This is a genomic window from Mameliella sp. MMSF_3455, from assembly GCF_030733205.1.
In the GTDB taxonomy this organism is placed as follows: Bacteria; Pseudomonadota; Alphaproteobacteria; order Rhodobacterales; family Rhodobacteraceae; genus Antarctobacter.
The window spans coordinates 31,056-44,327 of record NZ_JASHJL010000001.1 but is presented as its reverse complement, the minus strand read 5'-3'; the positions used below and the strand labels follow the sequence as shown (position 1 = coordinate 44,327).

Here is a 13,272-nt window from a genome sequence, read left to right as displayed (position 1 = left end):
TCGCTCACTTCCTCAGCAGGTAGATGAAGTCACGGTTGTCCGCGAAACCCACGAAACGCGGGATCGGCGTGCCGTCACGGCGGCGATCGTCGATTGAGGCCATGCCGCTGACCAGGTGATGCGGCACCACGGTGCCGTCCTCCTGGGTATAGACGGCGGCGTAGGTGTGTTCCTGCGAGTTCATGTCCAGAAGCATCGCGTAGTCACAGCCATAAGCCTGGAAGGTGCGCGCCATCGCCGACGGCGTTGCGGTCGAGAAATAGGCGTAGATCAGGAACTTGCGCCCGGCGGCGGTCTTCATGCAGGCACCGCCACGCAGGGTGCGCAGCTTGGCATCCGCATTGCCGGACCAGTTGCCACCCATCCAGCTGCGGACCTGGCTGCCCGGAACACCCTCGCCGGTGGCGGGATCAGGCTCGACCAGGGGCACGCCGTTCTGACGGGCAAAACGGATCCGCGGCAAGAGCTTGTTGTCTTCCTCGGTCCAGGCGCGCATGTCGATGGTGCCATCATCCAGCACCAGGATCGTCGCCAGGTCGGGCTGCAGCTTGGAGAAGATCACACCCTCGCTGATGAAGCCGTAGTGGTGGCCATAGTTGGTGTAAGCCTTCTCCGTCAGCCGCCATGCGCCGTGGCTGCGCTTGAACCCGGCGGCAAAGGTGCCCACGACACGGTCGGTCTTGGCCGGGGACAGCATGCCCGAGCGCACTAGCGGCGCCGAGTCGTCAATCCCGTCGGGGCCGGGAATGCGATAGTTGCGCCCTGCCCCGGAAGGCCGCGGCGACCAGCCCACGCGCGGGTGTTCCGTGCCCAGCTCATACCCCAGTTCGAACTGTTCTAGGTCGAAGGCGATCATGTAGACGTCGGCGCCGCGCTCCACACCGTCCAGCCCGTGGGTCTCGCCGGGCCGAGACAGGATCTCGCGCGAGATCATGCCGGGTTTCATCGCGCTGGCATAGACGCCGGGAATGTCCTTGATGGCGTACCAGCTGCCCGCCTCGACACGGCCGCCTTCGGCGCCCTCGAGGTCGAAATTGAAGCTGGCCCGGAAGACCGGCGCATTGTCCAGCCTGGCCTTGCCAAGCGCCTTGACCGTCTCGCCCGCATCGGCGCCCTCGACCACGGGGCCAGAGTTCATGAAAGCGTCCTCGTAGAAGGAGCCCTTGATCATGTTCACGATGCTTTCGCCGAAGACGACGTTGTCGCGCAGGAATTCCGCCACAGCCTCTCGGTTGGTGGAGTTGCCACGCACCTCGTTGCGCAGGAACACCCGTTCCTCGCAGATCGGCGCGAAGGGCAGTCCGCGATACTGGGCCTCGTCCAGTTCTGGGCTGCGGCCCGACCAAGGGGCACATCGGTATTCCGTGGCCTCGCCGGTGATCACCAGTTCAGGCTCGGCGCCGCCAGCCAGCGCCATGACCGAATGTTCCGGGTCGGCCAGTTCCAGGTGGAACCGGCGCGTGCTGGACCAGAAGCCCTCGGAACTGACGGTCAGGACATACCAGGAATTGATGCCCGGGTTCAGTGACACCAGTTCATAGCTGGTGCCGTCGGCGCCCTGGGCGGTCTGGGTGGTCCGGAAGGGTTGCAGTTCGAGAATGCTCTTGGTGCGGTCCTCGTTGTACTGCTGCATCTGAAGCGCGCGCGTCTGCGGATCCAGCACCCCGCCCGCCTCTGCAAATGCGGGCGCGGTCTGCAGGGAGGCGGCGGAAATGGCCGCCACCGCGATGGCGCTGATAAAGCTCTTGGGTCGCACGATTATCCTCTCGCGTTGTCCCGCGAAAGCGGCCTGCCGCCTTCAAAGGAAATGAACAATTTTCTCCGTACCCCGCCTGGCTGGACAATTATCCGGCAGCGCCGGGCGGACGCGGACAGTCAAAGTTACAAATGACAATTTTGCGTGTGCGAAAGCAACCCTCGCGGCACAGGTCTCGTGCATGTAATGCAGAGGCGCCACAGGGACAGTCGGACCGCGGGCAATCTTGCCGCGATGGGCGCATTGTAGGCCATTCGGAAACACCCGAACCGGGTCGGGGCCGTTGCGGCGCTTCACGGGGAATGGTGGGTGATGAGAGACTCGAACTCCCGACATCTTCGGTGTAAACGAAGCGCTCTACCAACTGAGCTAATCACCCGGCAGAAGGCGATTTAGCGAAGGAACGCTCAGGGCGCAAGTGGGTCTGGTGGCGCTTCGCGCTCTTCCTCTTCTCCCAGCCAGCGACGCGGGCCCCCGCCGTTGTCACCCAGGCGATCCTGCGCGTTGTAGAGCGGGCAGTTTTCCAACGACAGACAGCCGCAGCCCATGCAGTGATCCAACTGTCCCCGCAACCGCGCCAGAAGCTCCATCCGACGGTCGATCTCTTCGCGCCAGATCTCGGACACCCCCTGCCAGTCGGCCTTGCGTACCGTGCTGTCCGAGGGCACCTGCGCCAGCACCTCGCGCACCTGGGCGAGCGGAATGCCAAGGGTCTGGGCAATCCGGATCACCGCCACGCGGCGCAGTTCTCGGCGATCGTAGCGGCGGTGGTTGGCCTCCGTCCGCCAACTTTGGATCAACCCCTCGGACTCGTAGTAATGCAAGGTCGAAACCGCCACGCCGGCTCGGCGCGCCATTTCCCCGACGGTCAGATCGTTGCTGCGCACGCGGCGCGGGCCACTGTTTGCGGACATTCTTCTTGACCTCAAGTTTACTTGAGGAAGCAGCCTAGGGAAACAAACCGAATCTGCAAGGAGAACCGCAATGACCGCCCAGGCCCTCAGAGAAATCGACGCAAGGCGCCGGTCCCGCAGGCCCCCCACCCGCTGGCGCGACCGGATGGCCCGCCTTTTCCGCCGTGGCGCAGTACGCCGCAGACAGGCGCGTCTGCGCGCCGATCCGCGCCTGTTGCGGGATGTCGGCCTGCGCCCGGAGGATCTTGAGCAAGGAGGCCCGTCATGAGGGGTTTCCTTGCCCGCCTCACGGCCCCTGCCCCGCGGTGCGGACCACTTTGCCAACAAGTGCAGGAAGAACTGGCCGCGATGCGCCTGACCGACAACCTTCAAACCCTGTCCGACCGGCAGAAAGCCCGGTAAACGAAGGTGGCCCGAAAAGCAGGAAAGCGCGCCGTCCACGGCGCGCTTTCCAAGAAACCTGGTGGGTGATGAGAGATTTGAACTCCCGACATCTTCGATGTGAACGAAGCGACGGGCCGCCAAGCTATTGGCGTTCCGCCCAAGGCGCGCTTTTTATTCAGCATTTCCGCCAGCCAATCCAAGCGAGTCCCGGTTCAACAGGTTCAGTGAACCGGGGAGCGCTTCGTAAAAACCCACCCCCACGAAAAAGCGCCGGGGAAGACGAAAAGTTAGGAGGCCGACATGGCGAACTGCAACCACTGGGAAGGCGACACGGTGAGCGGCAATTGGCTGTGCGCGAAATGTTATGCCAAGTTGCCGGATAGACCTCGAAAGTATGGGGTCGAAAGGCTGGAACTGGCGAAGGTTTATGATGGAGACAATTGGTGGAACCCAGACGGCTCACGATACCCCACTCGCCAGACCGTCACCCTCGCGCCAATTTCAGAGGCGCAGGGTAATACGCTGGCTCAATTCATTGAGGCAATGGCGCTGCGGCTGATCGCTCGCACCAGAGGAGGCTTTCAGAAGCCAGATGCGATGGATTACGCCATCGAAATTCTGCGCACCTTCGGAGAGCCTTTCGGGTCCGATGACATGGATTGGACCAGCGCGGGGGCGTGGGAACTTGTAGACGAAGATATGCAATACTGGGACGCCGACGAAACCGCGTCCAATTAGCCCCCCACGAAAAAGCGCCGGAACTGACCCAGCCCGGCGCGAAAGGAGAGAGACATGAAAATCACCATAGAAAGGACGGACACCGGCCTGTTGCGCGCGACCTCGCAAGAGGCGGGTATTCACGTTGTCGGCCACACCATGCAACAGATCCGGCAGAACGCGGTCTGGCAGGCTCAGGAAATAGCGGCTGCGGCGTTCGATCTGGCCGCAGTGCAAGCGAAGGACGCACCCAATGACACCTGACGAAAAGATCGAACTGCACCACCAAATCCGACAGATCGAGAATTCCGTGACAGCCATGAACGGCCCATACATGGAGACCGGGCAGATCCTCAAGCAGCTTGAATGCCTGCGGGAGGCGTGGATTGATGATGAAATCGAAACCTGTTGCTATTGCGGGGCCCAGCACCTTCTCAGCCAAGACGAGATGACCATGAGCGAGGACGGCTGGGCCTGCCCACGCTGCGCCTATGGAGAAGAAGACACCCCCCAATGACGAATAGGATCTGAATATTTTCCCTCGATTTTGGAAACTAGCTCAACCCCGCCGGACAGCGGGGGAGAGTGATCAGGCCCGCCGCCGGATCATCTTAAAAAGAGCGATCGAACGCGGCCAATATCAGCCGGCTCCAGGACGGCATTCACGACAAACAGGGGGCGCCGCTCGGAAACCGTGACCGGCGCCTCGTAATCGGGCGGCTTGATGTTGAACGAGTTGCCCGCCTCGCCGTCGCAAAACTGGTGCAGCCGCTCATCGCAGGAGTGCGCGAGAACATGCGCGGTGCCAGCCGGGGCCAGAGTGCCAGACACAACGGTATCTAGGGCGCCGACAACAGAGCGGATGCGAAGCCGACCCATGTCGTTGAACACGCCGAAGCTGACCGTCTCAGACTGCAAGATCCATTCCGTTTCGCCCACCGGCAAGTCAAACTCACCAGCAACGACAATCGAATGGCGCGGGCCGATCTGGAACCCCGCCCCGCCGTCGTGCCCGTTGCCGCATAGGTCCGTAGGCCATTCCTTGATGAAAAAGCCGTCTGCCCCCTTCATGAGGCTTTGGGGGGTTGCGGGAGGCGTCTGACCTAGAGTTGAAAGTCTCATCATAGCTTTAGCCTTAAACTGAGAAGAGTATCCGCCCACCGTCCGACATTTTGGCCGTCCGGAACCTCAGCGCCGCCGATGGTCAGGCCGCCGATGGTCAAGCTGCCTGACCCAGAAACGCCTTTTGAGCCTGCGCCTTCAAGTTGCGCGGCGGCGATAGTGAGGGATGCTGACCCGGTGACGCCTTTTGAGCCTGCGCCTTCAAGTTGCGCGGCGGCGATAGTGAGGGATGCTGACCCGGTGACGCTTCGCGTTCCAGATCCGTCTATCTGTGCCGCACCGATCGCAAGAGCGCCGTCCCCAGTAACAGATCGTTCCCCTGTCGACTCGGCCGATGCTGGACCAATCGAGAGAGCGCCTGCTGCAGTGGCAATGCGCTCGCCCGTGGAGTCGATCTGCGTCCCGCCAGTGACGAAATCACCTACGCCTGGAACCGTGCGCGTGCCCGTGGCGTCAGCCTGTACGCCGCCAGCCGTGAGGGACGCAACGCCGCTATCGCCTGTCGCCCCAGACCCGTCGAGATGCGCCCCTCCGGCGGCAAGCGCGGCGCTGCCTGAAATGATGCGGGCCCCGCTGCCGTCGAGTTGCGCGCCTCCCACCGTCATGGCCCCGGAACCGCTGATTGAGCGTGCGCCCGTGGCGTCTAACTGCCCCCCTCCGGGGGAGAGCGCACCAGTCCCGGAAATACCTGAGTTGACAACCCCAGATCCGTCTAACTGTGCTGCACCTGGGGAGAGCGCGCCAGTCCCGGAAATCAATGTGCTTACGACGCCCGACCCGTCAAGCTGCGCGCTGCCAGCCGCAAGGGCGCCCGTGGCCGTCATGGTGCGATGTCCTGCCCCATCCAACTGCGCGCCGCCAAGGGCAAACGCGCCCGTGGCTGTCAATTCCCGCTCGGCGGTCGATGATAGCGCAATCCCGCCGGTTGTCAGCGCGCCATCATTGCCACCGCCTGCCGCCGGCTTGATCGCGACGGCGCAGAGATCCGCATAGGTGCTGTTTGCATCGAGCGTCCAGAGCCATGTGCCGGTCGCGCCCGCTGTGGCCTGCGTCATGTAGGCAGTCGCCTGTGCTGCGCGTGAAGTGGCCGTGTTTGGATTGAACGTGTTGTCGATCAGCGTCATGGGCGAACCGACAGTCACCGACCGCTGGCCGATGAAACTCACCCAACCGCCGACGACAAGGCAGTCGTCAACGGTCGTTGTCAGGCCGGTGTCCTCGAACGTGGTGGCCTGCCCGTCTCCTGGCCCACGCAGGTCGTCGAAGCTGATCTTGCTTTGAACGTCGATCGGGTCTGTCGTGTCCGCGCCCCGGATCAGGATACACTGTGCCGTGCCGCGCGAGGATGCGTCGAAGGAAAAGACGTAGGGACCCGCGCCGGCATCATCATACGGGCACCAGAACGCGTTCCAGCACAGAGACGAGTCATTCGCCGCGCTGTCGTATTCCGTCCAATCGACGGACGGCGCCGTGACAGGCTGGCCGGTCGTCGTACCCGGAGCGATAAGCACCAGCAACAGATCCCCGCTGGTGGCACCTGACGGCACCGATAGCGACAGGCTGGCGGTATTGCTGTTGGACTCGACCTCTGACGAGGCTTCAAAGGTAGGTGCTGCCATCAGGTCACCCGAATGCTGTAGGTCGCGCCGATCCCGCGATGAGATGCGGCGATGCGCAACCCGAGCGGCTCAAGTCGCTTGTTCGCATAGCAAATTTGCGCGGATATATTCCCGTGCGCGTGCAGCGGGCCTCCGTTGGGGTCATCCTCCCATACGCGGTTCGCGATTTGCTCGATTTGAAAATCCGGGTTTTCCCGGATCACGTCAAAGATGCGCCGCTGTGTTGGCGACAGGACGTCCCGCGCCGCCGCCACACGGTCAGCCTCGAAAGGCTGGCCGCAGGAAGGACAGCGCAGGTGCACGGCATCACGCATCCGTGGCGGGGACCGTAAGCGTCAGGGACGATACACTGACGGTATCAGTCGCGCCGATGCTGAGAGACGAAAGGTTAAGTTCCGCACCAGATGTGCCGCAGTCACCGCGAATGACTTCGGTGTTGTCGCGGTCTTGCAGCGTGAAATAGGAGGCAGTCCCGCCCGTCGCGCTGCTGTCATCCGAAATCGCAGCCGCAGTGCAGACACCGGAGGCCGCGTTTCCAAATGCCGGGTTGGTCAGGGCGAGTGTCGCCACCTCGGAATCCCCGGATGTGTAGATCACAAGGTCACCGTTCGCATCGGTCGTACCGGCGTCCACAAGATCCGCGATGGCATTGCAGGCCGCGTTACGCGCGGCAGTCGTTAGGGTTGTCGTCATTTGATCACCTCGTTTTCGATGACGATTGAGTTTCCACGCGCCACGTCGCCGCGCTTGTCCAGCCGCCACACGTTGCCCGTGTGAACGTCGAACACCTGGGAGACAGCCCGCAACGCCTCGTCAGCGCGGTACTGCCCCGGCTCTGTCTTTGTGATCGGCTTGAAGCCGTCAGCATCGCGCGCCCAGCAATCGGCGTGCTGGCCTGTGTCGGCACGTTCCTGTGCCGACATCATCATCATGTGCATCGGGTGTAGGTCGGACGTGTTGTCGATTTTCGGCTTGCCGGTCTTGCCGCACCTGACGAGGCCATATCCGACCCGCTGTGCGTATTCCCGAACCTTGCCCTCATTTTTTGCCGTGGTCATGTCAATCTCCTGCCCTATGGCATTCACGGCTCTGCTCAGCCGCCGTCAGGATGCAGTCGATGGCCGCAATCCGACCATTGGCCGTCCCCAGCGCAGTCCTAGCCTCGACGTACCCAGTCGCCAGGTCGTTGACCGTGACCGGCGTGCGCTGCGGGACCGGCACGGGCTGGCGCAACGACCCGGGAACGTGCGGCTGCACGACGACCAGCTCAGTCTGTCCGCAGGCCGTCAAGAACAGCGCGGATATGATCAGGTAGCGGCGCATCAGGCCCTCCGTTGATTTCCTCGATGGCATCGGCAAGCTGGCGGGACCGGTCCCGCTCAAGTTCAAGCTGGACGCGGGCCACCCCCTCGGCAACACGCGCTTGGGCGATCTGGCGGGCATACAGCGCGGCCTCGGCCTCTGCGGCGTCCTTGTCCTGCCATGCGTCCCAGAGAAACCACAGGGCCGCGCACAAGGCGATTGCGAGGGCGATGGCAACGCGGGTCACTTGCGCGACCTCCGCATCCACAACCCGACAGCCTCGCGCAGGCCATAGGCAGCGAACAACGCCAGCACCGCCAGCAGGCTGACCTCTGTCGTCGCCAGCCAGTCGAGCGCCTGCGCCCAGATCGTGTTTGTGGACTGGTCCATTACCGCACCCCCACCATGCAAAGCGCTTTCTCGTCAGCTCGCCGGTTGACCAGCCCACGGATCACGCGCTGACCCGCTTTATTCCACCAAGTCATTGCCTCGCAGGCGCCCGACACATCACCCACATTCAGCCGCCGCGTGGCGGTGCTGCGCCCGGCCCCGGCAATCCCGACGTTGTAGGCAAAGGACGTGAACGCCCCGTCGCGCTCGGGCGTCAGGCGATGGTTCAGCGTGACCGGCGTCAGGTAGTCGTGCCAGCCCGCCCGGTATTCCAGCAGCCGCCGTTCCAGCCTGGCCGCGCATTGCTCGGGCGTGTAGCTGTCGTTCGGGCCGACGTTCCGCGTCTCGCCGTAGCAGACCGTCCAGACGTCCGGCTCTGCGATGGTGTCGAGATAGGCGTGTGTCCGCAGGCCCTCCCATTTCGCGACCAGGGGGACGGCCACAGCCGCCCATTCCTCGACGTTCGGCGGCGCCCCGTCCGTGACAGCGATGCCCTCCGGTTCGCCCTCGGGGATCTTGCCCATGCCCATCGTCAGGAACATGACCAGAGCGGCAAGGGCGATTGCCCCCAGCGGCGTCAGCGGCCCGGTGCCGTCCTCGTCTTGCTGGTCGATGAGGCGCCCCACGACGGTATATCCCGCCGCCGCCAGCGCCAGCAGCCACCAGATGCGCGGTGACGTGTCGATGCCAGCGAGCGCGTAGATCGCTTCGGGCAGAGCCAGGAACGTAAGTGTCAGGTAACTGCCCCACATCGAATGCGAACGGCGCAGAACAAACTGCCAATCTGGGACTAGCTTCATCGTCTTTTCCTTTCGGGAAATTGCAGCGCCGCCGGCACAAGGGGCCCCCGCCGGAACAGCGGCCAGAGGACATGCAGGACAATGAGGCGCGTCACCGGCCATCCCTCAGATAGCGCAGGATCTCCGACACGGTTTCCTCAGTTCGGCGCGCGGATTGCTCGATATTCGTCAAGCGCTGGTCCAGCCGCGCATTGTTCGACCTGATGGCAGTAATGTCCGAAGTGTTCTTGCGTATATCGAGCCGGTCCTCATCCTGACGCGCCGCCAGTGTCTGCACGCCCTGCTTGGCTGACGTGACCTGCATCCCGACCCAGATACCGCCGCTCAGTACCCCGACAAGGACGGTCCATGCCAGGGACTTGTTGAGCGTGATGCCCCGGTCGCTGTTTTCGATCATCGGCTTGTTCATCCCTCTGCCCTCACAGCACCGCGCACCACGGCTTCGTCGCACCGTAGCCGGCACCCGACTTGATGCGCATGAACGTCAGGATCGTCTGTGCGTTGGCCGTGGTATCCACGGTCTTGCCCTGTAGGTCGTAGGCACTGTTGAACGTCACCGAATGGCCGCCCGTCCCGTCCATCAGGACGGCAATGGTGATCATCTGGCCATAGCTGGGATCGTCGGCGCCAAGGTTCGCGTTGCTCGGCTGCTCGATGGTGATGTTGCCGTCGACCGAGTATTGGAAGAAACACCCATCATCGAGATCCGGCGTGACCGTCCCGCTGGCACCCTCGGTCAGCACAAGAGGCGTCACCAGCGTATCAATCTCGACCCGGCCATGCTCAACCCTGTCCCGCGCGCTCTTGCTGTGGACCCGGCGACGATAGTCCGACGCCCCGCCACTGTACGACAGGCCGTAGAACTCCGGGGAGGTCGTATCGCCGGTGGGAAACGACAGCGCCCCCGCGCCGTTGTAGTGATGGAAGCGCGAACCGCGCGCGCTGTTGCGCACCTGCGCCCCGTTGGGCAGGAAATGAATATCGCTGTCCGTCAGGTTGTAGGCGTCGATGCTATTGGACAGCACACCGGAGCCGGTCGCCAGAAAATTCATGTCGATCCGCGACTTGGTGATGGTCGAGTTGTCCTCGCCATAGATCGGCGCTGACGAACGGCCCGTCAGAACCAGAGCCTCCACCGAGGCGCCATCCCCCACGCGGATGAAATAGTCGCCGGACCCTTCCACGCGCAAATCGCTCATGGTCAGGTTCGAGCAGTTATCCGAGAAATGCACGGCGGCCTCGCCGTTCTGAAAGTTGAAGTAGGGTGCGATGAACTGCGAGTTGTCGATGCCGGAGCAGCGGACGTAGTGCGTGCCGCTCGGCACGGACGAGCCGTTGAAGGCGCAGCCGATGAACATGTGCCGCGTGTTGCCACCAACAAAAGTGTGCGACGAAAGGTCGATGTATTCGGAGTTGACCGTGGTTTCGATCTGCTCGGTCAGCTCAAGCCCCGAGGCGCCAGTCTTGTAGGTCTCGAAATCGACGTTGATCCACTTGTTCACCTCCGACGACGCGCATTGCACGCCGGTCTCTTCGGCATAACCTCGAAACGTCATACGTTCGAACACATGCCCGCCCGCGTAGCCGTTGGTCGTGTTCCGGGCCAGGAGCAACATGCAGGACGGGTTGTGCGCCCCGTCCGAGTAGTTGGCGAAGCTGATGTTGCGGAAGGTCATGCGCGGCTTGCCGGTCATGTCCCAGGTCGGCGCCCCCGCCGTCTCGCACTTGATGATCGAGTTGATCTGGTCGGACCCCTCGATCACGAAACCGTAGTAGCCCGAGGCAATCCCCGCAGCCGATCCCGCATAGGTGCAGTCGATCGACGTCACGACGCGGAAGGCCCCCTTGGGAAAGTAGATGGTGACGCCCGGTGTCGCCTTGCCCAGGTCGACCGCCGCCTGGATCGCCGCGCTGTCGTCCGTGGTGCCATCGCCCTTGGCGCCAAACGCCTTGACGTTGTAGCGCCCCGATGCGCTTGGAAGGACGTAGAGTTTGACGCCACCCGCCGTGGTCAGGTGGTGATCCGAAGCGCCAGAATCCGCCACCTCGTAAGTGTAGACTGGGCCTTTTGTTTGAAGTGTCTCGCCGGCGGTCAGGTGGGAATACCCTCTTACGTCGCTTTGAAGCGACGACACAGATTCAAAAACCTTGGTCCTCGAAACTGCTTGGCCTGAAATGCCTGTCAGGTCACGAACCAGATCGCCATCAGATGTGTAGGTCGCCGCCGCCACGATGTCATAGGCCTGTCCCGTCTCTTCAACGAAGGCGTTCCCCCCAACCCAGATGCGGGCCGATGCCACCATTTGAGCCGCTGTCTTAAAGCTGACGAACTGCGCAGAGGTCCAAGTCCTCGCGTCTCCGGTGGTCAGGTCTGTGCCGCTGACATCGTACTGATAGACCACGCCATCAACGATGATCGCCGGCGCGCCTAAGCTATCACCGCGGCCGGCCTTATCCCGCGTCGAAAACACCGTACCGGCTTCAACCATCTTGAGCCCGCCGGCGCCTTCCGCGCCTGCGACCGTGATTTCGTCGTAGCTGCCTGACGTGGTGCCCTCTGCCATGACCTTGAAGAGCAGAGATCCCGCGCGAATGATGTCGCCTGTCGACGCTTCATCATACCCGATCCCGCTGGCGATCATGGCCGCCTTTGAATCATAGGTCTTTTTGGCCGTGGCCAGTAGATCGTCAGCGACACTTTGAATCGTATCGATGATGTCAGACCACATGGCATCGAAATGCGCTCTCTTGGCCTGATCGGCGGCGCTGTAGGTGTCCGTGAAGGTGAAAAGCGCGGATGCCGTTTTGGTGGAGCTATTCCAAGGCATATTTGACCCCAATTTTTCTCGCGGCATCGCCGCCTTGCGAGCAAACATGAGGGGATAGGAACCGCCTGTGCGGCGAAACGCGGGAGCCGAAGCCCCCGCGCTCATTCAGTCTGGATCAACCAGGTCAGCCGGAATACTGGGTCGCGCCCTTGTAGGCGGTGTTGCGCACGGCGATACCGGCCTTGAACACCTTGGAACCATCGCACGCGCTGTTCGGGTCATAGGTGCCGCGCACGTCCCCGGTCGTCGCGGACGGCGTGGTCTGGACGCCGGCAACAAAGGTTCCCGCCGTTGCGGCCGCCCCATTTTCCTTCTCATAGACGACATCGCCAGCCTCGGCCATGAACACCGGCAAGCCCAGCACGTCGCCGAAACCGACCGAGATACCGTTGGTGGCAATCGCCCCATCGGATTCCACGGCGGTGACTGTCTTGAACGCCTTCTTGCCGCCGACCGTGTTGTTGTTGGGGCCGGTGATGTCCTCGACAACGGTTGCCCCGTACTCATCGGTGCCGGTCACGGTGATAGTCAGCCCGGAATGGTCAGTGGTCGCCGTGGTCAGGGTGATGTTGCGGGGGACATCAAGCGTTGCGACGCCGGACGCCGCCTGCGCGCCGTCGATCGGGATCGCGCCCGCCGCGCCCAGCAGTTCGACCGTGCAGACACCATCCACATCGGCAGTGATCGGCGCGCCCAAGTCGATTTCCACGACCTCCATCGCGTTCATCTTGGTCGCGCTGGCAAGATCGGTGCCGCCGTCGACCACGCGGGCGTCGGCCTCGGCCCGGTCCAGCATCAGGGTCACCGTCTCGCCGGCGGGGCCGGTGACGTTGGTGTTCATGGTGACGGTGATGTTCGAGGCGCCGAAAGTCAGCGAGAACTCGTTGTATTCCGCCTTGAGCTGCCGGAAGGACTGGCCCAACAGGATATGCTCGGTCCCACCCTGGTAGTCTGCAGCCTCGCGGCCGGTCGGATAGGAAACGGTAAAGGAGCCGCCGGAATTGCCGGAGGTGAGAGTTTCCTGCACCTCGTCCCACTTCGATCGTGTCATGGTGTGTCCTTTCGATTGGCGTGAAAATTCAGACGCGGAAAGGGTGTCCCGCCCGGCCCGGGCTGTGCGGCGGGAAGTTGCATTGCAAATTGCAATATTGCAGAATGAATGAATGAAAGCGATGAGCGGACAGGAGCTGCGAGTGCAGGCCCGCCTATGGTGGGGTGACAAGGGATGGCAGGCCAAACTGTCCGCCCGGATGCGTGTCGCGCCGTCGACCGTGTGGCGATGGACACAGGCCCGAGAAGTGCCGGGGCCGGTCGAGGCCGCCGTGCGCGCCTGGCAGGAACACGGCCCGCCTACATGTCCGGCGGAACGAACTCGTCGGCGATGATCTGAAACTTGACGCCGAAGACCGGGAACAGCAGTTTCCCCTGTGGGCGCGGTTC

Annotated in this window: 17 protein-coding genes and 1 tRNA gene; 3 read left to right on the top strand and 15 right to left on the bottom strand. The window is 62.9% G+C overall.

Features of this window, described 5'->3' with window-relative positions; translation table 11 throughout:
* Positions 1-4: 4 nt before the first annotated feature.
* The 3 genes from RBB42_RS00235 to soxR all read right to left on the bottom strand — a co-directional run bounded on the left by RBB42_RS00235 (position 5) and on the right by soxR (position 2,670).
* Positions 5-1,756, bottom strand: coding sequence for a hypothetical protein (locus RBB42_RS00235; RefSeq protein ID WP_305968584.1), 1,752 nt, complete (start codon positions 1,754-1,756; stop codon positions 5-7).
* Between the two features lie 303 nt (positions 1,757-2,059).
* Positions 2,060-2,135, bottom strand: a tRNA-Val gene (locus RBB42_RS00230).
* A gap of 28 nt (positions 2,136-2,163) precedes the next feature.
* The gene (gene soxR / locus RBB42_RS00225) at positions 2,164-2,670 is read right to left on the bottom strand and encodes a redox-sensitive transcriptional activator SoxR (RefSeq protein WP_305968583.1); all 507 of its coding nucleotides are present in this window, start codon (positions 2,668-2,670) and stop codon (positions 2,164-2,166) included.
* Between the two features lie 684 nt (positions 2,671-3,354).
* Here soxR and RBB42_RS00220 point away from each other — a divergent pair.
* Genes RBB42_RS00220 through RBB42_RS00210 form a run of 3 tightly spaced genes read left to right on the top strand, consistent with a single transcriptional unit; the run spans position 3,355 to position 4,288 of the window.
* Complete coding sequence (locus RBB42_RS00220; protein WP_305968582.1) at positions 3,355-3,792, top strand: hypothetical protein; 438 nt, start codon at positions 3,355-3,357, stop codon at positions 3,790-3,792.
* Positions 3,793-3,846: 54 nt separating this feature from the next.
* Positions 3,847-4,035, top strand: a complete 189-nt coding sequence (locus RBB42_RS00215) for a hypothetical protein (protein WP_305968581.1) — start codon at positions 3,847-3,849, stop codon at positions 4,033-4,035.
* Entirely contained in the window at positions 4,025-4,288 is a 264-nt protein-coding gene (locus RBB42_RS00210; protein WP_305968580.1) for a hypothetical protein, read from the top strand. The genes RBB42_RS00215 and RBB42_RS00210 overlap by 11 nt, the downstream gene beginning before the upstream one ends.
* A gap of 89 nt (positions 4,289-4,377) precedes the next feature.
* Here RBB42_RS00210 and RBB42_RS00205 read toward each other — a convergent pair whose 3' ends face one another.
* From RBB42_RS00205 to RBB42_RS00155, 12 genes are all read right to left on the bottom strand, one after another.
* Complete coding sequence (locus tag RBB42_RS00205; protein ID WP_305968579.1) at positions 4,378-4,842, bottom strand: hypothetical protein; 465 nt, start codon at positions 4,840-4,842, stop codon at positions 4,378-4,380.
* Between the two features lie 50 nt (positions 4,843-4,892).
* Positions 4,893-6,512 (bottom strand): autotransporter outer membrane beta-barrel domain-containing protein, encoded by a 1,620-nt coding sequence (locus tag RBB42_RS00200; protein ID WP_305968578.1) that lies wholly within the window; start codon positions 6,510-6,512, stop codon positions 4,893-4,895.
* Complete coding sequence (locus RBB42_RS00195) at positions 6,512-6,826, bottom strand: hypothetical protein (RefSeq protein ID WP_305968577.1); 315 nt, start codon at positions 6,824-6,826, stop codon at positions 6,512-6,514. The genes RBB42_RS00200 and RBB42_RS00195 overlap by 1 nt, the downstream gene beginning before the upstream one ends.
* Positions 6,819-7,205 carry a hypothetical protein gene (locus tag RBB42_RS00190; RefSeq protein WP_305968576.1) on the bottom strand — a complete coding sequence of 129 codons (387 nt, stop codon included), beginning with the start codon at positions 7,203-7,205 and terminating at the stop codon, positions 6,819-6,821. Before RBB42_RS00190 ends, RBB42_RS00195 begins: the two co-directional genes overlap by 8 nt.
* Positions 7,202-7,570, bottom strand: coding sequence for a hypothetical protein (locus RBB42_RS00185; protein ID WP_305968575.1), 369 nt, complete (start codon positions 7,568-7,570; stop codon positions 7,202-7,204). The genes RBB42_RS00190 and RBB42_RS00185 overlap by 4 nt, the downstream gene beginning before the upstream one ends.
* Position 7,571: 1 nt before the next feature.
* The gene (lysC, locus tag RBB42_RS28210) at positions 7,572-7,835 is read right to left on the bottom strand and encodes an Rz1-like lysis system protein LysC (RefSeq protein WP_500862278.1); all 264 of its coding nucleotides are present in this window, start codon (positions 7,833-7,835) and stop codon (positions 7,572-7,574) included.
* Complete coding sequence (locus RBB42_RS00180; protein ID WP_305968574.1) at positions 7,780-8,061, bottom strand: hypothetical protein; 282 nt, start codon at positions 8,059-8,061, stop codon at positions 7,780-7,782. Before RBB42_RS00180 ends, lysC begins: the two co-directional genes overlap by 56 nt.
* A complete protein-coding gene (locus tag RBB42_RS00175) occupies positions 8,058-8,204 on the bottom strand; it encodes a hypothetical protein (protein ID WP_305968573.1) in 147 nt (48 codons plus the stop codon). The genes RBB42_RS00180 and RBB42_RS00175 overlap by 4 nt, the downstream gene beginning before the upstream one ends.
* Positions 8,204-9,004, bottom strand: a complete 801-nt coding sequence (locus RBB42_RS00170; RefSeq protein ID WP_305968572.1) for a lysozyme — start codon at positions 9,002-9,004, stop codon at positions 8,204-8,206. The genes RBB42_RS00175 and RBB42_RS00170 overlap by 1 nt, the downstream gene beginning before the upstream one ends.
* A 91-nt stretch (positions 9,005-9,095) precedes the next feature.
* Positions 9,096-9,413, bottom strand: a complete 318-nt coding sequence (locus RBB42_RS00165) for a hypothetical protein (protein WP_305968571.1) — start codon at positions 9,411-9,413, stop codon at positions 9,096-9,098.
* A gap of 10 nt (positions 9,414-9,423) precedes the next feature.
* A complete protein-coding gene (locus tag RBB42_RS00160; protein WP_305968570.1) occupies positions 9,424-11,880 on the bottom strand; it encodes a glycosyl hydrolase family 28-related protein in 2,457 nt (818 codons plus the stop codon).
* 76 nt (positions 11,881-11,956) lie between these two features.
* Positions 11,957-12,883: a hypothetical protein gene (locus RBB42_RS00155; protein ID WP_305968569.1), complete on the bottom strand. Its 927-nt coding sequence runs from the start codon at positions 12,881-12,883 to the stop codon at positions 11,957-11,959.
* Positions 12,884-13,272 lie beyond the last annotated feature (389 nt).

Bases quoted from the DNA above. Each gene is read 5' to 3' on its own strand.
- RBB42_RS00175 (WP_305968573.1), bottom strand. From the start codon at position 8,204: ATGGACCAGTCCACAAACACGATCTGGGCGCAGGCGCTCGACTGGCTG.
- RBB42_RS00195 (WP_305968577.1), bottom strand. From the start codon at position 6,826: ATGCGTGATGCCGTGCACCTGCGCTGTCCTTCCTGCGGCCAGCCTTTC.
- RBB42_RS00220 (WP_305968582.1), top strand. From the start codon at position 3,355: ATGGCGAACTGCAACCACTGGGAAGGCGACACGGTGAGCGGCAATTGG.
- RBB42_RS00190 (WP_305968576.1), bottom strand. From the start codon at position 7,205: ATGACGACAACCCTAACGACTGCCGCGCGTAACGCGGCCTGCAATGCC.
- RBB42_RS00160 (WP_305968570.1), bottom strand. From the start codon at position 11,880: ATGTTTGCTCGCAAGGCGGCGATGCCGCGAGAAAAATTGGGGTCAAAT.
- RBB42_RS00185 (WP_305968575.1), bottom strand. From the start codon at position 7,570: ATGACCACGGCAAAAAATGAGGGCAAGGTTCGGGAATACGCACAGCGG.
- RBB42_RS00205 (WP_305968579.1), bottom strand. From the start codon at position 4,842: ATGAAGGGGGCAGACGGCTTTTTCATCAAGGAATGGCCTACGGACCTA.
- lysC (WP_500862278.1), bottom strand. From the start codon at position 7,835: ATGCGCCGCTACCTGATCATATCCGCGCTGTTCTTGACGGCCTGCGGA.
- RBB42_RS00210 (WP_305968580.1), top strand. From the start codon at position 4,025: ATGACACCTGACGAAAAGATCGAACTGCACCACCAAATCCGACAGATC.
- soxR (WP_305968583.1), bottom strand. From the start codon at position 2,670: ATGTCCGCAAACAGTGGCCCGCGCCGCGTGCGCAGCAACGATCTGACC.
- RBB42_RS00165 (WP_305968571.1), bottom strand. From the start codon at position 9,413: ATGAACAAGCCGATGATCGAAAACAGCGACCGGGGCATCACGCTCAAC.
- RBB42_RS00155 (WP_305968569.1), bottom strand. From the start codon at position 12,883: ATGACACGATCGAAGTGGGACGAGGTGCAGGAAACTCTCACCTCCGGC.
- RBB42_RS00200 (WP_305968578.1), bottom strand. From the start codon at position 6,512: ATGGCAGCACCTACCTTTGAAGCCTCGTCAGAGGTCGAGTCCAACAGC.
- RBB42_RS00170 (WP_305968572.1), bottom strand. From the start codon at position 9,004: ATGAAGCTAGTCCCAGATTGGCAGTTTGTTCTGCGCCGTTCGCATTCG.
- RBB42_RS00215 (WP_305968581.1), top strand. From the start codon at position 3,847: ATGAAAATCACCATAGAAAGGACGGACACCGGCCTGTTGCGCGCGACC.